The following is a 19,030-nucleotide window of genomic DNA, read 5'->3' as shown; positions in this document are numbered from 1 at the left end:
TAGGCGGCGGTTGTTCCCAACACGGCCGGACAATACTCTTCGAGCGAGAACACGCGTATCTGGCTTAACCCGTCGTTCTCAAATACCCGCTGTTCGGAGAAGCCGTCGGAAGCAACGGCTCTCACCGCCCAGGCATACCGGAACCCAGGTGTCAGAGGAGGCATCATGGCGCCATACAGCAGGGAGGTGTTCCTGATACGCTCGCGGATGATCTCGGGACTGTAAGCAAAAGCGGCTTCGGGTGACATACCGTTATCCCACAGCTGCTTGATGATCAGTTCATACTCAACGCCGGCTAGTCCGCTATGGCGGGGTGTCCATTGAAAAAGAAGGTTAAGCGGGTCTTTTATGGTTATGTTCTCATTGTTGAAAGGCAGGCTAAGTAACGGTGGCTTCTGTACGGCTATCCAAACGCTGCCGCATCCCTGCTGGGAAATGATACGTCCGGTATGGTACTCAATGACATCGAAACAGAATTGCAGCATTCCTTCGGGTAGACGCCCCTCGTTACGGTAACCCTGTGTTCCCAATCCCTGTGCATTGAGCGTGGAAGGATCAAAATAGGGCGCTATTTCCTGTTGCGACAACCGGTAGGGAACATTGGGATCGATGGTGATGGGGACGAAGACGGCCTGTGGAAGGGTTTGTATGGTAAAGCCCTGTCCTTTGATAGTCAAGCGGAGTTTTATGTTGAGCCCCGGACGGTTGATATCGCGGTTCACCAGGGTTACGGAAATATGCTCGCGTGCCCCGGAGGCGTAATCGCTCAGGTAAAGGCTGTAGGGGGGCATCAGGTTAGTGGAAACCTGCACCGGGTAAGTCGTTTGGGAATGGAGAATGGAGAATGGAGAATGAGGAATAAGATGAACAAAGTACGGTAGAGGGTGCACGAAGAATGACGAACAATTGTGTTCATCCATTTTGCCTTTCGGGCCATATGTACTATAGATTTGTTCATCTTGGTTTTTTCTATAATTACTTACATATTAAGGATGCCTATTAATACATGCAGAAATCCGGAAACAACCGATAATCCTAAAAAGAGAAATCGTTTTAAAGGATCTCTGAAAAAAAGAAACGGGAATAAAAATGTTACAGCCACAAAAGCAGGGTTTTCGTAACCCATTATAGCAAGGCAAATAGTATTGTATACTGTAAAAAGTATTAAAAATGTCAAGACAATGGTAATCATAACCACTTCTTTTGTCGGCGTCTTGAATGTTTCTTTGACGAGCTGTGTGAAAAGATGACGGAACTTCGAGGTGTATTCTTCACACTCTTTCATTGTTGGAAAACGTTTAGGCAAAAAAGGCATAATCAAGTATGTGATGAATATAAAACAAAGGCCTAAAAAGAGAGAAAGACAAACAGCCCTGATGCTTGCATCCATAATTTCAATCGGTTGTGCAGTTACATATTTATTCGCGATGACTTTAAAAAAGATCCAATACATTAATCCTATGAAAGGTACAATTTTTCTTGAAATAGCGAAAAAGGCCTTATATTGTTTCATCATAATTAAAAGCTTTTAAGTTTAAAAAATAATTCTCCATTTTTCATTCTCCATTCTCAATTTTTCTTCGCTGTTTTAATAATCCGAACCAATATGCTGATCAACTCATCCACATCATTTTGTATGGATGTATAAGATGGAATGTCAATATACCCGGTATCTTTCAATAACATCAGCCAATAATCCGATTCATTGGCTTCTTTTAGCGCAATGCTCATTTTATGGATGAAATCGGCTTTGGACTGTGCATGTTCACTTTCACGTACCAGTTCACCGATCGCCGTTCCGCTGCGCAGCACCTGTTTGGACAACACATATTCGCTTCTACCGGAACAAAGCATTTGCGACAGTCTTACAATCCTGACCGCAAACTTGTATGACTTTTCTTTAATAACATTATCCTTCTTCATCTTCAATTCTCCATTTTCCATTCTCAATTCTCAATTCTCAATTGGCTCCGCCGAGCTAAAGGTTCTCCATTACTATTTGTATTGCCGCTACTGCCTTTTTTGATACCAGCTGTATGATATATACGCCCGGTTGTAACTTTCCATTAGAGGAGAAGTTCTCCTGATAGCGGTCATTCCCGGACAAAGAACGGGTTTCCATTACCGTACCTGCGGAACTGATCAGGCGTAATTGTATGTCTGCCGTTTCACTCAGTTCTACCGACACCGTGAATTGTCCGTTCGACGGGTTGGGCCAGAGCTTGAACTGTTTCAGGAAGGCTTCCTGTTGCGGCTCGTAATCGGTCAGGTCGTATTTGTTCACTACGGTTACGGTTTTATATATGGCCTGTTCACATTCGCCTACACGCGCCAGCAAACCGACGGTATATTCTCCTTCGCGGTTGAACAGCAATTCCAGTTGTTCATCGGTATGGCTGACTATAAAAACGGATGTTTCGTCGGGAATCATCCATTCCGTGCTTTCGGGAAAAGGATGGCTGATATTGACAAAGCAGGTAGGTATGGTGGCTGCGGCTTTGGCGGCTACCACAAAATCCGCCACGATTTCCATGTCACGGGTCGATATGTTTACGGTATCCGTACCGAAACATCCGTCACGGTCGCTTACCAGCACCCGGTATTTTCCTTCGCCGGATATCTCCACTTCGGGTTCCCCGGCAAATAATCCGTCACGATTGTACCACCGGTAGGTGGCATTGGTGTCCGAAATCTTTGCGGAGAGCACGGCTGTCTGGTCTTTACACAAAACCCTGTCCCCTCCAAGATCGATACGGAGCGGTTCGGGATTTTTCAGGCTGAACCTTTGTTCGATAAAACAATTATTGGCATCGGTTACTTTTACGGAATAGTTCCCTGAAGGAAGGTTGCTTAACGCAGATGTAGCTGCCGGGGTATTCCAGAGATAGGTGTAAGGCGCCATGCCACCGGATACATTCAGGACAATGCTTCCGTCGGAGGCATCATGGCATACGGGCGGTATTATTAGCGTATCTAGCTGCATTCCGCCGGGCACATTGACCCTTCCGGCAGACCATGCTTCACAGCCGCGGTGGTCCCTTACGAACAGGGTATAGGTTCCGCCTGTGAGTCCTTCGATGCGGGTGGTCCTGAGTGTTGCATTTTCCGTTCCGTATCCGGTCCATACATACTGGTATGGCGTAGTCCCACCGCTTACCCCGGCTTCTATCCACCCGTCGGTATCACCGTCGCAGGCAAGGGTAGCGGCGGCGATTGCCGCTGTCAGCAATTCCGGTTGTTCCAGATAATAGCCTGCCGTGGTGGTAATGCCATTGGTGTCTCTTACCGTAACGACATATGTTGCACTTAATAAATCCTGTAATATGGAGTCGGGTACAAATCCTCCCGATATCGGGACGCCGGAAAGTCCTTCTTTTCTTACCCATTCGTATTCATAGGTTCCCGGTCCACCTACCCCGCCACGCGTATGTGCCATGACTGCTCCGTCCTCGAGGCCGAAACAGGAAATGGAATCACGGGTAGCCAGTGTTACTTCCAGTTTGGGCGGCTGCATCAGCACAGTATCCAGTTCGGCGACACATCCTTTCCAGTCGGAAGCGACAGCGCCCGGTAAACTTACCGCAGTACCGTACAGGATATCTTCCACCCTGATATGATAACGCCCGTCACCGAGATTTTCTGCGGTGCTGGTCATGGAATTGCCTTCCGTTACCGGAGACGGGGCAGGTATGGAACCTGCATCCTGTTTTGTCCAGTAAAAGGTATAATCACCGTCGGGCGGAGGTGTTCCATTTTGCGCCCGTACCTTTATCCATCCGTCGGAAAGACCCCAGCCACGGGGTTGGAAAATCCGTTCGGTATTCAGGACAACGGGTGCTGCGGGCTGCGAAATGGTCAAGGTTGCCTCATCACCGTCATTCCCTATATGGCAATGGTTGCTGTCAAATAGTTTTATCTGGTGCGGCCCCGGGGAAAACCGGTGAATGACGTAACCGGATGAGGTGAACAGGGAGGTGGTATCTTCCCCGTATACGGCATAGTACGAGCCTATGCCGCCCGACGGGGTTATAGAGATGCGGCCATCATTGCCTCCATAACAGTTGACATCCTGCTTTTCGAATGTTCCTATTACTGGAGAAGGGGCGGTAAGGGTAATATTATTCAATGCATAGCCGTCTCCATCTGTAGATTCGCTTTCATTTCCAACCTTGACGACATAACTTCCAACCGACACTTCCCCACTTGAAAGCCCTGTAAAGGTCAGACGATTATTTGCCTCCAAAGTCTTCAGATTTACAACAGGGATTGTTTTGCTACCGATATGTACTACCAGGTTTAACTGTTCGTCATCATCCAATTTCCGGCTGAACTGTATCGTAATGCTACCGTCTTCCGTATAACTACAGGTAGGATTTGTTTTACTGTAAAGACTCATCCTGGGAGCATCTCTTTTATATTGTACGGTTACTGTAGATGAATATCTGTCTTTCTCATCCCCTAAATAGTACCTGAAATGTACTTTTTTATTGATCATAGTAAGATCATTACCGAAAAGATCGCTACCCATGAATTTAATTTCATCTTTGTTTTGTAAAGACGGAGGAAAAGGAGTCCAAAGATTCATATTATTCGATGGCTCCTCTCCACAAAAGTACACCCAACGATGCGAAGCAGCAACAGAAGTCGAGAATTTTCCTTTTGAAGTTAACTGCACAGAATTGTCCGGGGTTAAAATTTTTTCTTTTCCACTATATTCAATGGGTGCGTAAGCTACATCATAATCTATTCCAACAATTAAATTGAAATTGATGCCTCCTGCTGCATATTTTTCAGTATAAGTTCCTTTATGATCGGTCTGGTTATGATCGGTCTGGGTCGGGTTTATCCATTTGAAATCATAATTTTCATTTGCTGCTCTTCCTTTAAGATTGAGGTTTATTTCTGATATCTTATCTAATGTTGAATGAGTAAAACTAACAGTATCTCCATACGGCTGATTTTTTACATAATAAGATAAATAATTTTTAAACTGAATGTTCTCATTGCCGGTATTAGAATAAGTAACATATAATTGACTATTACTGGACAACATATGCGTTTCATCAGCAGTAAAACTTATGGATAATCTTAACAATCTCCTATTGGTCAAGGGGGAGACGGAAACATTGATGTAACTTTCACTACTGTACCCGGGCATTCCGGAATGAGGAGCGAAGAAATAAGGATAAGTAATATTGTTGAACCATGTTGTTCCATGATTTTCACCATTACAGTTTCCATAGTCCCTTTCTGTCCATACTTCCAGCTTATCTATTTCATTATCTGCCGGAAACACATAAGTAAAGCTTCCCGATGTACTCGCACCGCCCACCATTTGGAACCACCGTTGGTATATTATTTTCTGGCTATTATTTTTAAAATACGCTTTTACCCTTATCTGACTGGAACAAGTAGCATCATGACTGGTTCCGTTATGTGCTTTAAATTCCACTTTTAATTCATAGTATCCTTTATTTTTTAAATCTAACTCTTCCGGTAATTGTTGTGCTGATAAACAGATATTGACTGCCAAAAATAATATGGGTATCACTTTTTTCATAGCCTTACCATTTAACCGTTATACTTTTACTCTTTGAATTTTTACCGTTCCGGTAAACTGCACGTAATAAATACATATAATTGCCCTGCCGGATATCTTCGTCTACCTGTTCCTTTAACGGAACGGATACCGTTTTCCAGAGTGTGGGCAGTTGACCGTTGGCGCTTTTATACAATTCATATATTTTTACCTCTTTCAGGTTATCACTCCATGTAAGCTTTATCTTCTTGTTTTTCTTATCCAACGATGCTTCGAAACGGGTGATTTCTTGTATAGACTCCCGGTTGCCGGATGCCGTTAATGGTGGTGACGGCAGCGATTCCAGTCCGTTTGCTGTAGCTGCGGTTAAGGTATACCTGTAACGGATTCCCGGTTCTGTTTGTATATCAGTATAGGTTTGCACAGTATTTTCAGTAAACCGCTGCAACAGCACCAACGAGGAATCCGGACCAGCTTTTGCCTGCCGGTAAAGCCGGTGTTCCGTAACCGTTTCATCCGGACTATTGACCCATTCCAACAAAACACCCTCTTCCGTGACCCGGTATCCGGTAATAACCGGTGAAGACGGAGGAATCAATACGGGTTTGGCCAGTTCGAGCAGCGCGGTCGCCGGAGATTGGTTATAACGCATATCCACTGCTACTACGGTATAATATACATGTGCATTCAGGTTGTAGAGGTTAACCGTGTCCCTGTATACCGTATCTGTATGTGCCACATCGGACAAAGGGAGTAATTCATCACCTTTACGTAATGCCCGGTACACTTTATACCCCAGCATATCCGGTTCCTTGTTGACCGCCCATTTCAGGGTAACTACCCCTGTAGTATCAATATCCCCTGTAAAGGATAGCGGAACAGCCGGAGGTACCGTATCCAACGGTTGTACCAAAACAGGAAAGGAAACAGTAGGTAGTCCGCTTTTGGGAATGGCTGAAATGGTCAGGTAATTAACCGGTAATAAATCACCGAATTCTGTTTTTCGTTGTACAGGTAGAATATTTTCCTGTACTACGGTAAACCCGTTATTGGCTTGAACAGAGCGGTTCAATTCAAATCCGCTGATCAGCTCATTGCCGCGTTCGTCAAATTCCCATTCCAGTTCCATCACACCTTGTTCATCAATGACTGCACGGGTGATATGGGGTACATATACCAGTAAAGTCTGTCCTTTTCCCGAAACGGCTTCGGAAGACGGGCCCGTTTCCCCGAATGCATCCAGTCCCCGGATACGGTAATAATAGATCTGTGTATTGTTGGATAAGGAATCGGAAAAGAACATGCGCTGCGCCGTCTTTCCGCTGCGATTATTGAGGTTGGATACGGGTAAACCCGGCAACCGTTCAAACCGTTCACCGTCCGTGGATTTTTCCACATAATAACTGTTATACACCCCGTTCATCATATCATAGTTCCATGTAAGCATCACACTGTGGTCACCGAATACGGCAGCCAGATCCAGGGGTTGCGGCAACGGTTCGTAATCGTCCGGGCCGGTATAGATATATCCGGTATCTATAACCATTATATCCGGCGGAACCAATGGAATAACCCGGTACAGGTATTTTTCACCTGCTTTTACTTCAGTATCGCGCCATCCCCAACCGGCCATGCAGGCAGCCTCAAAATTGCGGTCGGCAGCGTACAACGACATGGCGAAGCGTTGTTCCAGTTGTTGCGACAAATTGATGATCCTGGCTACACCCGATACATCTCCACCCGTCACTTCAAATTCTTCACCGTATAAGGCCTGTGCTATAATGGCTGCATGATCATCATCCGTAGCGATTTTTTCCCAATCTTTTACCGGCTGTGCTTTAAATTCTGCGGCTAATATGTTTTTTTCAGGTTGTGGCAATACCTGTCGGTCGCGCAATACTGTGTAGCGTTCGATCCTGAACCCATAGCGGTTGGTTTGTTGCCAGGCCATAGGGGTAGTGGCTCCCCAGCGTAACAATACGGCATCTTCCCGGATGCGGGCATCGACGGATATACGGATAGATGTGGTATCCTGGGAGAAAGAATGGAGAATGGAAAATGAAAAATGGAGAATAAATAAAAAAAGATACCTGGAAAAGCATATTTTTTTCAAAGTAATCATGTTTAATTTATCTTTTTTAAATTGAATTCTCATATTATAAAATCGGGTTATGGTAATCAAAATAAGCTTTTGTTCCTTTTACTTCTCCGGGCAGCATATATTGTAGCTGTATCTGATAGTCACCATACAGAACAAAAGGATAGGTTTCCCTGACCAGTGTAAGAAGCTTTAGTGACGGTTGATAGATATACCGGTTTACCGCCTGGTTTTCCAAATCCAGAAAGTCTTCCCTGTATGCTTGTGGTAAATTATAAATATATGGGAAGTATCGTTTGGCAAAATTGCTAAAGTTGTCGTATTCTATTTCCGTAAGATAAGAGTTAAGTACATATAATGCTTTGGCAGGAGGTACTCCCAGTTCTTCCAACGGTTCGCGATGAGTGATCCTGATCCCGGGTGCATGGGGATAATCCCGGTATAGTAACGGGTTGATTTTTTCTTTGAAATATGCATCCGTCAGGGTGGCTTCCGCCTGTACCAACGGAATGCCTGCCGTATATCCGGTTCCCGTGAGTTCGGCAAGGTCAAAGGGTTCTCCGTCTGTGATATTGTACCGCAGGTCAATCACACTGGAAGAGACTTTTCCCCATAGTGCCTGGTTTTTCCGTATACCATTCACTTTTTCGGCAAAGGTGTTGTACCGGCTGCTGCTAAAGTCATAGGCCAGCAATATCTTTCCGGCATCGGCGCGTATCTCGCCTCCGGCCTGTGCGCTCCGCACCGTTACTTCATTATCGTCATCCGAAGGTATTGCGGTAACCCGACGATTTGCATCACCTGTACTACTTCCCGCTTTCCCGGTAAAGCTCAGCATTTCCCAATGGTAGTACTGGTTGGTATTTATATCAGGCAAAGTATATTCGATACTGTTATCGGACGAACTATAGCTGAAAGAAACGGCCCGGGATATGCCCCCTTCCGGTGTAATGTGGATCTTGTGGGTCATACCCGAAGCAAACAGGTAACTCTGCCCGCGTTTGAGCTGGACATAGCCTTTATTGGTCTCTCCCGGGTAGAAAAAGTGTTGTCCGGGTACCGGGTAGGCATATTCTATATTGTGTTCGGGTATGACATCCGGGGCTTCTCCGGTAGTAAAGGATATCTCCCTGCGTTCTTCCGCTTTCTTTCCCCCGGTATATACGGTAATCCAGTTCCCGTTACGGTATTCTTCAAAACTCACCCTTGCCACTGCTTTTAAGGGCACATTGGGAGGAAGTATTTCGTGGGAGTAGAAGGATACGATGTCATTATTGTAGTTCCATTTTTGCTGTCCTTCAATTATCTGTCCACCCTGTGATACGGAAAATTCTTCCAGCTTCAGCTGGTACCGTTTGATGCCATCGTCATCTTCCATCTCAAACGGGTGTCCGATGCGCATATTGAAAGCTACCTGCGGTGCGGTAAATACGTCTACCTTATCCGACCCGTTGCGCGGTGTCAGGTCTGCAATCACTTCTACTCCCAATGGACTTCCCCCGGGTATTTCGATAGTACATTCCTGTCCCAGTTCTATTTTCATGCGCATTCTTCCGCGAACCAGGCCACCCAGCAAGTCGAATTCCACTCCGAGATACCCGGCAAACCAGGCCGGGTTGGGAAGCTTGGCCTGCATCAGGGTGGCAGCACCGCCCCTGATAACGGGTATTTTTTTCTTGACAAACAACAGGTTGATTTTTACGCCTAACTCTCCCTGAAGATAAGCATAAGCCTGCCCATTAGCATACCAGCCATCCATTCCTATTACACCGGAACGTCCCTTACACTGAGCTTCACCGTAGTCTTTCAGCATAATGTCGAATCCAAGCCCTGTTTTGAAATTGGCATACAATATCAGGAAGGTGATATCTCCGGTCTCTACCTTGAAACTGCTTCCGAAAGCGAAACCACGCCCGTTGCTTAAAGCATTCAGGTCGCGCATGTAGTTCAGTTTTTCCGCATCCACTCCCAGTATATTGGCTACTTCCGGTGGTGGAGCAGGCGATGCGGGAATACGGTCACCGATCATGAAATACGATCCGGTTTCGATCCTGACCAGCCCTGCCAGATCGAATTTGACCCCCAAAGGGTTAGTGGGCGTACCCATGTGCATGTACCATTCGTTGGGGTCTACGTGTAGTACCGCCCAACCGGCACGGTTACCCGATGAGGCTCCTTTCAGTATCCCCCCGGCGGCATTGATATACATATCGAAATTGGCATGCAGTGAATTTGCCTGGAAATCGTATTTGATCCCTAAAGCGGCGGCAAAACCCGTTTCGCCTAATTTCTCGGAACCTTCGAATACTTTTCCTGCTGCTTTTTCGGGTTCGTAAATCTTGAGCTTCTCCAACTGTGCTATCAGTTCTGGATTATCATTGGTAAACTGTCTTTCCAGTTCTCCCATCTTCTTGAACTTATCGCTGACGAAATTTTCAATGTTCTTTGCTCCCGGAATCTCCGCCAGCACTTTAGCTTGTCCGAAAAAGCCGATGAAATTCACTCCTCCATGCCGGTTGAAGGCAATTTCAAACATGGCTTCCCCATTAGCTACATTATCGGTGCCGATGTTGAACAATACTGCTGCTTTTAATCCTAGCCCGGTTTCCGAACTGGGGACATAGGCGCATCCGGTAGGCATCCTGCTGTTTCCGGTTCCCGGTTTCATCCGGTAAGATGCTCCACCGCCGAACCCGGTAAGGTTCACTGCCGGGAATATGGGTATTCCCCCGGGTATGGACAAAGTTCCGTCTACCATCCAATAACGGAAATCCTTATATCCAAAGATAGCGCTTGCTGTTAACCCTGCATTTAATCCTTTTTCTACTTTCATGTTCAGGTTTCCGGCAAAGCCGTCTCCGTAAACAGGGTCATCATTCATTACGGTTACTTCTCCGGTAATGCTGAATACTTCGGCTACAGATGCATCCACAACAATGGACGACATGGTACATTCCTTGTATTGCCAGCGATACTGCCCGTTATCATCGGCCATCTCCGCGACTAAGGCCAGCCGGGTACCAGCGGTTAAAGCAAACGGATCGTCACCTAATGCAAAAGTGGTGTTGAAATCTAACCGGGCTTTTTTACCGTTGGTTGCAAACTGTATATCTCCGATGGATAAGGGAAAACCTTTAATTTTAGCTTCACCGGAATATCCCATTTGTTCCACTGTGAAATAAGGTGCAGTGGTGGTCAGGTGCATCCCCCGGAATGTAATATTTTCGAATCTGGCAACAGGCGAAGATGTTACTCCCTGTTCGCCGGGTCGTAACTCCAGCATCACCGAACCATGGAGCATGGCTTCCGGGATAAAACGGTTATCCTTTACGGTCATGGCTACATATGAATTGGGGTGTAGAGTTGCTTTCGCCTTCCACAGGTTGAACTCAAGTTTCTCCATCTGGTTGATCTTCAGGAAATATTCGTTTTCCGGAGAGATAAAAGCTTCATAACCCAAATCGGTATCGGCAACCGGTAAACCGATCAATCCTCCGAATCCTGCTCCTGTAAGATGATTGGCTTCCAGTGCAATGGAAAACCGGTCTACCGAAAAGCGCCATCCTCCGGCACTTCCCTGTTCGATGGATAACACATTGTTTGCTGAAAATAAACCACTGATCCCGTTGTTATCCAAAATCATATGCCGGGCATCGAAACTCACCCGTTCCTCTGATGCCCTTGATGCGAACTGGGGCGGTAACTTGATGGTTAAATCACTAATGTATATTCCGCGCCATAAATTTTCATAGCCGGGGATCATGTATTTTTCCCTGTACCCGACTGGATATATAACACTATTGTCATTACGGATATCGCTGAAATCAAACACGGCATTCCTGCTCTGAAAGATAAAACCGTCCAATCCCACGATTTCAAAATCAGGCAGATCGATACCGACCAGCAAATCATTCCAATCCTGTATCATTGTACGGAAACCGGCAATAACCCTTCCGGGAATAATACTTCCCTTATTGTCTACCGGCCGTATCCATGTTTCAGGGAATTCGACCTGTGCATCCAGGCTTAAAGATTTGAAACCACGGCAATCCATGGTTAAGGTTGTTTGAGGTTCTCCATATCCCAAAGCGGGATTATAATTTCCTTTCAGTGTCAGCATGGCTGCACCTCCGTAAACGGGAATGCCAACATCTCCAAACAACGATAAAACTGCATCACCTATAATGTTACCTTCATAAGACATTTTTATATCTTGTGCTCCGAAAAAAATAACTTTATCTCCCCCTTCGGCTTCACTTTGCGATAACCTGACCCTGCCGAAAACAGTGAGTTTCACATGGTCGGGCATGGTAATGATACTGGAGACAGCAATGGAATAGTTGATGTTATTTAATGTCCGTGACATTCCCATTGGCAAAACATTCAGGTCTGCAATGGATAACTCTTGCGTATAATTATTGGACTGGTCTACTTGTGCAAATACTTTGGCGGCTTCCAGACGGTTGTTCTCCTGTTCCGTTAAGTCATTAGCAGAAACAATCCATGCGACACACAATAAGATAAGAGTGTAAACATGCTTCATAGTTGTTATGAATATCTTTAGTACTAAGCACTCAGTGCTATTTATTATTTTTAAATCACGCTGATCAAGTTGATTACGTTCATTAAATTATGACATCACTTTATTGGTATTATTTAATTCACCCCATTATTTGTTAGACTTTATGCAAATATAATATACAATTTTTACTTTATTTACAAAAAAAGATCATTTTGTTAAACAAATTTTTAACGTATTGATCATTTGAAGATTACAGTAAAAATTTCCGTCTGTTTAATAATTCATCATTTACTTTTATCTTTGTAAAGATGATCAAAAGTTCACAGAAACATGAAACAATGACACATTCAAAAAATAGAAATATGGAAAATCAAAACGACCAGGTACAGCCGGGTAAAACACAGGAGATCCATTTTGTCGATGAATCATTCCGTATGGATGATAATTCCAACATCAGCGAACTGGCACAGGAAGAAAGCGAAGGAATGAACGACCCACTGGTCCCCGGGCTAGGCGTGGAAAACGATCCTGAAATACTTTAACAGGAAAATCCTAAGCAAAGTGGATGTGCAAAAGCGTCCAGATCAGGAAGCGGACAAAACATACCCCCAATAGTAATAATGTGGTCGTTTTGGGTTTCACTTTGTAGAAGCCGAGTGCGATCAGCAATATGCTACCGATTGCCGGGACCCAGGCAAATAATGCCAGGCCGGCACCGTATTTATTGACTGTTTCCTTCTGTTTATGGAGTTTTTCCGGTTTTACGTCAAACCAACGCTCCAGCCATTCCCACTTGGCCAGCCAGCCAAGCCCGTAGGATGTCATGCCTCCCAGCCAGTTTCCGATAGTGGCAATCAGTAGGCATAGCCATTCGTTTCCTCCCAGGGCAAGGATACCGATCAAAAGTACATCGGAACTCAATGGGATCACTGTTCCCGAAAGGAATGTCCCGATAAAAAGTCCTAAATATCCGAGATTGATCAATCCATCCATGACTCTGTGAATTAAAATTACTAGTACAAATATACCACAGCGTCAAAAGAGATGATAACGAGATATACGTATAAAATGTCCTAAATGTCGCTTCTTGAAATTATGGGCGTTTCGATGCTATCGGGAATCTCCTTAACAGGTTAAACCCAAAATGTATTTGTCCTTTTTCCCACTTATCCGTAGTACGTATCAGAGATAAATGTTCGTTAGGCGCCATCGAATTACCTACAAAAAACTGGAAGACATGACCCCAGGTCTGAATATCCACTCCTACGGCAAGCGGGGATACGGTCCCATGGTATTTGCTTCCTGAGAAAACCGGATAATATTCAACATTCATACTTAAGCGTTTCAGGATACGTACCTGTCCGCCCAACCCGACGGAAAAGATATGATGGTCGTCGTCTGCCGTAGGAACCCGGTCGTTGTATACCCAGACGGGCGCTACCTGAATGGTGAACCTGTCCAGGAACCGCCGGGCGACCAATACCTGAAATATGGTACTGAGCCTGTCACCGAAATCATAATCCTGACCGGACATTTTCAGGGTATTGACCATCACCCCTCCGTACAACGACAAAGTAACCGGCATCGTCTCCGATTGTTCCAGCATTTTGTAAGCAACACTTAAATCCAGCTCCTTATCCATTTTACTTCGTCCGAACCCTACCATTAACCTGTCGGTGATACCGTAATCAAGTCCTATACGAACAAAGGCGGTGTCCAGGCCGAACCAGTCATCTATACCTTCGCGAAGGCGTCCGAACCGGTGTGATATCCTGAGATCCAGGTTTCCCGCACGGGTGGTTTGGGCAGAACGTCCGTAGATCAAACGGGATGATCCGAAAGCATCTACTGTTTTGTCTTTTTTTATTTCCCCCATCCGTTCATCCATTTTGTGCTCACTCCCCGGCTGTGAAAAAGATGAAACCAGACAGCCGCACAACAATACAAGCTGTAAAAACAATATTTTATGAATCATGGTATAAAATTTAGTAAGTAATTGAATGTATTCATTAAAATTAGTCCTGATAAAAATGTCTTCCGCCAAAGATAGTACAATATATTTTATCAGGATCGCATGATGACCGGATTTTTAGATATTTGAAACAATGCAGCAATGAAAAACAGCCATTTTAGTGATCACTAAAATGGCTGTTTTTCATTGCCCAGAAATACAACGCTTATTTCAGGGCTTCTATCACCTTATCCATCATGGTCCAGATGGTATTCTCAGTCTGGGCCGTGTAGAAGTTACCGTCGATTTCCGACTTTTCACCGGTAGCCTTGCCTTCTTTGATGGCTGCTTTGGCCAAAGGATGCACGGCTACTTTCTTTCCTTCCGCTACACCTGCTGAATCGAACATCATTCCTGCGGCACAATGACCGATCATGAGTTTATTCTTGTTCCCGAATGCCTGGATCACACTCACCAGATCCTGGTTATACTGTTTCCCGACATTCTCTCCAAACCTGGGAATAGCATCGCCACAGGCGAATACCAAAGCATCATATTCGTCTACGTGACCTTTCAGGTTGGCGATCACATCGTCAGCGACCAGGGTAACGCCTGAATTGGTTTTGATCTCCCTGGTGTCTGCAACGGCAAAGATCCGGTAAGGAATGCCGTTTTCGAAAAATGCTTCCAGATATTGGAATAAACCGAATCCGTTCACCGGATTAACTGCCAGAACTGCTACTTTTTTTGCCATGGTTTCTATTTTTTAAATAAAACAATACTTATGAAAAGTAAGTTAATTACTTTTGTAACGCAAAGCTAATCCCTGTTGTTCATAAAAACAAGTGCTTATCTTAAAGTAAGATACTTACGTAAAGGTAATTATTATTGATCTGCAATCAAATAAAAGTGTAAAAAAAATGAAAAATTTTTATCCTGCAGGCGCCTGCCCCATCCGATCCATATTGAGCCGTTTTGGCGACAAATGGTCGATGCTTGTACTGGTAACACTGAACGACAACGGGATCATGCGTTTCAGTGATATCCATAAATCCATCGCCGACATCTCACAAAGGATGTTGACGGTTACGTTACGGACGCTGGAAGCTGACGGATTGATATACCGGAAGGTATATCCCGAAGTGCCGCCAAAGGTCGAATACCGGTTGACCGAAACAGGGGAAAGCCTGATACCGCATCTTCAGCAGCTTGTTGATTGGGCGCTGGAAAATATGCAGGGAATTATGGAAAAAAGGGAGCAGTGATAAACACGAATAAAAATATTCATGATGGTGAGCCTCCCTCATCAGTTATCTGTATTTTATGAACAGTATTTTCCTTTATTTTAACGGAAGATCATCGGGAAACCGTACCTGATTGATCACGACCTCTTCATTCAACCGTATCCATGTATCAAAACCCCGTTGCCCTTCGGTAAGCTCGATCACCCTGACCCCGTTCTTTAGTTCGGTATAGGTCGTTTTACTTCCTGAAAACCTGCCGTAAGCCAACGCTATTCCATAATGATTGAAAATATAGTCATTGATATGGTCATGTCCCACAAAAGTGCCCATTACATCTCCCCTTTCAAGCATGGCTGCAAACATTCCCGTATTGATCTCCGGCGAACATACTTTTTCAAGCTTGACCCCGGTTATTTTAGTTCCCTGTTGATCAGCTGCCCGGTATTCCGGCAAAGGAATATGGAAAAAGGCCAGCGCAGGTAAAGGCTGTTGTTGATTGGCCGAAGTATATTTCATGCTTTGTTGCCTGTACCAGGCAACCTGATCATGCGCCATCCATCCGTACCCACCGACTACCGGTTTCAGGGTACTGTATGCATTTGAATCCATACAATACAAAAGAGCCTGTGTTTTCTTCCGGTTGATTCCTTTTATCTCCAATACAAAATTCCCATAACCGGTTACTCCTTTCACTTTTTTCATTTTCCCGATATGGTAAGGATAGGCCTGAACCAATGTGGCCAGCTGTTCGCGGGTCATATCGTATTCATCATCATGGTTGCCGAACAACAAAACCCAGGGTATCTTCCTTTTGATCACAGGATCGAGTACCCTATCCAATCCGTCCCTATAGGGTTTACAGGTAACCACATCACCTGTAAAAACAACCAGGTCGGGTTTTTCAGCATCCAATACCTGTTGCAGCATTTCGATGGTTTCCCTGGAATATTCGGAATCTACTTTGAAATGACAATCTGTGACCTGTATGATCTTAAATTTACCATCGGGTTTAAACGTAAGCTCGTTTGCTAGTGAAATTCCGGAATTAGTGAGAAAAAGAAAAGCAAATAAGAGAAATGAAAAAAAAGACGGATTCATATTCATCATCTGATTTATGGATAAAACATTGTAAAGAGAGCTCCAACAGGAGACAAAATTACAATGATTTTGAAAAAAAACACCCGTCACAAAATATCTTTCTGAAAAACCTGTTAATAAATACGGACATTTTTTGTTATTTTGCAGGTTGATCTGATTGGATAGAAGAACCATATCTCCGTGAGTTTGAAAAATACAGTTGTTTATATCATATTGTTGTGTATCATACTGCCGTTATCTTTTAACGGCTGCAGTACGAGGAAAAATACCCCCATCAACCGTACCTATCATAACATCACTACCCGTTTCAATATTCTTTTTAATGCCAAAGAAAGCTACAAAAGGGGGATCAAAAGGGCGGAAGAAACAAAGAATGATGATTATACGCAATTATTATCCTTGTTCCTATATGGTGATGAAGGCGTAGCCCAATCGGTTTCCGGCGACATGGGAACAGCCGCACAGAAAGCGAGTAAGGCCATCAATATCCACTCTATCACGGCCAAGCCGAAAGTCAAAAAATCGGGAATGTCTCCTTCCGACAAGAAATTTTATGATAAGCGGGAATTTAATAAGTACATGGATCAGTGTTATTTATTGATCGGAAAGACCTATGTGTATGCCAATGACTATTATTTTGCTTTACAGACATTCAACTTCATGGAAACCGAATTCCCGGAAGAGGAAATATTGTATGAATCGCGGATATGGAAGGCAAAAGCATTAATGATGGAAAAGAATTACCGGGAAGCAGCCAGGGTATTAACCGAACTGCAGGACGACGATAAATTTCCCGATAAAAAAGCGCTGAAATCAGAGTTGCAAGCGACTATTGCCGATCTGTACATCAAACAGCAACAGTATCCTGAAGCCATTACACATGTGGAAAATGCCCTGGTCAATGCCAGGGGAAAAAAAACAAAGCTACGTTACCGGTATGTACTGGCACAGCTTTATTATGAACAGAAGGATTATGCCCGGTCATCGGAAAATTTTAAAAAGGTCATCCGGATGAATCCGCCTTATGAAATGTCCTTTAACGCAACCATCAGCCTGGCGTCAGCATCCAGGGGAAGCGGAGAAGACATCAGGGAAGTAAGGAAACAACTGAACAAAATGTTGCGTGACAGCAAAAATGCGGATTACCTGGATCAGATATATTATGCGCTGGCTGAAATAGAAATGCATGAAGAAAACACGGACAAAGCCATTGAATTTTATCAGAAATCGGCATTGGCCTCCACCTCCAACCTACCGCAAAAAACAAAATCATACCTTACATTGGGTAACCTGTTCTATGACCGCCGGGATTATGTCCCTGCACAGGCGTATTATGACAGCGCAATGCTGAACATGAGGCCCGATTATCCCAATTACATACAAATATCATCCAAGGCGGCAAGTCTGGATGCCCTGGTGGAAAATCTGAATACCATCCAATTCCAGGATAGCGTACAGCGTATTGCACGAATGCCGGAAGCCGACAGGAACAAACTGATCGATAATATCATTACCGAACTACAACGCAAAGAACGGATGCAGGAAGAGAGTGAGGCCATCCGGATGCAGCAGTATTACAGTAACATGAGCCGGCAGCGAACACTGACTGATCCGACATCCAAAGCCCAATGGTATTTTTACAATCCGACCACAGTGAGCCAGGGGATCGGCGAATTCCAAATGAAGTGGGGTCGACGCGGCCTGGAGGATAACTGGCGACGTAAAAATAAAGGAACGTTGACCGATATCCACCTTGCCGGGGAAACGGAAGGGGAAGAGGACGCAACCACAGGTACGCAAAAGAGTACAGACACCCGGAGCCGTGAATACTACACGCAGCACCTGCCGCTTACCGACTCAATGATGCATGCTTCTAACCAGATGCTTCTGGAAGCCCTCTATGCCTCAGGGTATATCTACAATAACGATTTTGATGAGCCTGCATTGGCAGCTGCCCAATATGAAGAATTGATACGCCGTTATCCGGATAGTGAATTTGTAGAACCGTCTTATTACTACCTGTATCTGCTTTATTCGAAGCTGAACAATAGTGCTGCTGCTGAAAAGAGCAAGAACCTGTTATTAAGCCGTGCTCCCGAAAGCGTTTTTGCTAAGATCATCCAGGATCCTACTTATCTGGACAGGTTAATGCAGGAAAAGGGGGAAGCTGAAAAATTATATGAACAGGCATACCAGCAGTTCAACGCCGGTAATTACGAGCAAACGATATCTATTGCCAGCGCAGCGATAGATCGTTATCCCAAGGATGTCCTGGAAGCCAGGTTCGCCTACCTGAGAGCTGTATCCGAAGGAAGAATAAAAGGAACCCAGGAGGCTATGCGGAATGAACTGAAAAAGATCGTGGATGGATATCCGGGTACTGAAGTCGCGGCGGCGGCACAGGAAACCATCGACTTCATTGACGGTAAAGACCCGACCATGAAGATAGAAGAACAGGTTGAACGCGCGAAGGAGATCTACACATTCAATACGGAAGGAACTTATTATTTCGCATGGATATTACAGTCTAAAGAAGACCTGAACCAGTTGTCGTTCGACCTGTTGAATTTTAACCTGG

13 protein-coding genes are annotated in these 19,030 nt (G+C 44.7%); 3 read left to right on the top strand and 10 right to left on the bottom strand.

The window, feature by feature from the left end:
- The 6 genes from LBQ60_07920 to LBQ60_07895 form a co-directional block, all read right to left on the bottom strand.
- Positions 1 to 920 (bottom strand): hypothetical protein (locus tag LBQ60_07920; protein ID MDR2037834.1); only part of this gene is annotated, 920 nt, incomplete at its 3' end.
- 59 nt (positions 921 to 979) lie between these two features.
- Positions 980 to 1,516, bottom strand: a complete 537-nt coding sequence (locus LBQ60_07915; GenBank protein ID MDR2037833.1) for a hypothetical protein — start codon at positions 1,514 to 1,516, stop codon at positions 980 to 982.
- A gap of 53 nt (positions 1,517 to 1,569) precedes the next feature.
- Complete coding sequence (locus LBQ60_07910; GenBank protein ID MDR2037832.1) at positions 1,570 to 1,923, bottom strand: four helix bundle protein; 354 nt, start codon at positions 1,921 to 1,923, stop codon at positions 1,570 to 1,572.
- A 55-nt stretch (positions 1,924 to 1,978) separates the two neighbouring features.
- Positions 1,979 to 5,560, bottom strand: coding sequence for a T9SS type A sorting domain-containing protein (locus LBQ60_07905; protein MDR2037831.1), 3,582 nt, complete (start codon positions 5,558 to 5,560; stop codon positions 1,979 to 1,981).
- A 4-nt stretch (positions 5,561 to 5,564) separates the two neighbouring features.
- A complete protein-coding gene (locus LBQ60_07900) occupies positions 5,565 to 7,652 on the bottom strand; it encodes a hypothetical protein (GenBank protein ID MDR2037830.1) in 2,088 nt (695 codons plus the stop codon).
- Positions 7,653 to 7,695: 43 nt separating this feature from the next.
- Positions 7,696 to 12,180: a hypothetical protein gene (locus LBQ60_07895; protein ID MDR2037829.1), complete on the bottom strand. Its 4,485-nt coding sequence runs from the start codon at positions 12,178 to 12,180 to the stop codon at positions 7,696 to 7,698.
- 341 nt (positions 12,181 to 12,521) lie between these two features.
- Here LBQ60_07895 and LBQ60_07890 point away from each other — a divergent pair, with 341 nt between their 5' ends.
- On the top strand, positions 12,522 to 12,701 hold the full coding sequence (locus LBQ60_07890) for a hypothetical protein (protein MDR2037828.1): 180 nt from the start codon (positions 12,522 to 12,524) through the stop codon (positions 12,699 to 12,701).
- A 10-nt stretch (positions 12,702 to 12,711) separates the two neighbouring features.
- Here the strand turns inward: LBQ60_07890 and LBQ60_07885 are convergent, their stop codons facing one another.
- From LBQ60_07885 to LBQ60_07875, 3 genes are all read right to left on the bottom strand, one after another.
- The gene (locus tag LBQ60_07885) at positions 12,712 to 13,152 is read right to left on the bottom strand and encodes a DedA family protein (protein ID MDR2037827.1); all 441 of its coding nucleotides are present in this window, start codon (positions 13,150 to 13,152) and stop codon (positions 12,712 to 12,714) included.
- Positions 13,153 to 13,252: 100 nt separating this feature from the next.
- Positions 13,253 to 14,134 (bottom strand): DUF5777 family beta-barrel protein, encoded by an 882-nt coding sequence (locus LBQ60_07880; protein ID MDR2037826.1) that lies wholly within the window; start codon positions 14,132 to 14,134, stop codon positions 13,253 to 13,255.
- Positions 14,135 to 14,336: 202 nt separating this feature from the next.
- Positions 14,337 to 14,864: a DJ-1/PfpI family protein gene (locus tag LBQ60_07875; protein MDR2037825.1), complete on the bottom strand. Its 528-nt coding sequence runs from the start codon at positions 14,862 to 14,864 to the stop codon at positions 14,337 to 14,339.
- Between the two features lie 166 nt (positions 14,865 to 15,030).
- Between LBQ60_07875 and LBQ60_07870 the strand changes: the two genes are divergently transcribed.
- Positions 15,031 to 15,375 carry a helix-turn-helix transcriptional regulator gene (locus LBQ60_07870; GenBank protein MDR2037824.1) on the top strand — a complete coding sequence of 115 codons (345 nt, stop codon included), beginning with the start codon at positions 15,031 to 15,033 and terminating at the stop codon, positions 15,373 to 15,375.
- Positions 15,376 to 15,450: 75 nt separating this feature from the next.
- Here the strand turns inward: LBQ60_07870 and LBQ60_07865 are convergent, their stop codons facing one another.
- Complete coding sequence (locus LBQ60_07865; GenBank protein ID MDR2037823.1) at positions 15,451 to 16,461, bottom strand: metallophosphoesterase family protein; 1,011 nt, start codon at positions 16,459 to 16,461, stop codon at positions 15,451 to 15,453.
- 177 nt (positions 16,462 to 16,638) lie between these two features.
- On the opposite strand from LBQ60_07865, the gene LBQ60_07860 reads away from it, so the two are divergent.
- The coding region (locus tag LBQ60_07860) for a tetratricopeptide repeat protein (GenBank protein ID MDR2037822.1) at positions 16,639 to 19,030 on the top strand (2,392 nt) is incomplete at its 3' end.

It is taken from the genome of Bacteroidales bacterium (genome assembly GCA_031275285.1).
In the GTDB taxonomy this organism is placed as follows: Bacteria; Bacteroidota; Bacteroidia; order Bacteroidales; family UBA4181; genus JAIRLS01.
Note: the sequence above shows the minus strand (reverse complement) of the source record. Positions and strands in the feature narration are given on the sequence as shown.

Coding starts and splice junctions, on each gene's coding strand:
- LBQ60_07915 (MDR2037833.1), bottom strand. CDS start 1,516: ATGATGAAACAATATAAGGCCTTTTTCGCTATTTCAAGAAAAATTGTA.
- LBQ60_07910 (MDR2037832.1), bottom strand. CDS start 1,923: ATGAAGAAGGATAATGTTATTAAAGAAAAGTCATACAAGTTTGCGGTC.
- LBQ60_07905 (MDR2037831.1), bottom strand. CDS start 5,560: ATGAAAAAAGTGATACCCATATTATTTTTGGCAGTCAATATCTGTTTA.
- LBQ60_07895 (MDR2037829.1), bottom strand. CDS start 12,180: ATGAAGCATGTTTACACTCTTATCTTATTGTGTGTCGCATGGATTGTT.
- LBQ60_07890 (MDR2037828.1), top strand. CDS start 12,522: ATGGAAAATCAAAACGACCAGGTACAGCCGGGTAAAACACAGGAGATC.
- LBQ60_07885 (MDR2037827.1), bottom strand. CDS start 13,152: ATGGATGGATTGATCAATCTCGGATATTTAGGACTTTTTATCGGGACA.
- LBQ60_07880 (MDR2037826.1), bottom strand. CDS start 14,134: ATGATTCATAAAATATTGTTTTTACAGCTTGTATTGTTGTGCGGCTGT.
- LBQ60_07875 (MDR2037825.1), bottom strand. CDS start 14,864: ATGGCAAAAAAAGTAGCAGTTCTGGCAGTTAATCCGGTGAACGGATTC.
- LBQ60_07870 (MDR2037824.1), top strand. CDS start 15,031: ATGAAAAATTTTTATCCTGCAGGCGCCTGCCCCATCCGATCCATATTG.
- LBQ60_07865 (MDR2037823.1), bottom strand. CDS start 16,461: ATGATGAATATGAATCCGTCTTTTTTTTCATTTCTCTTATTTGCTTTT.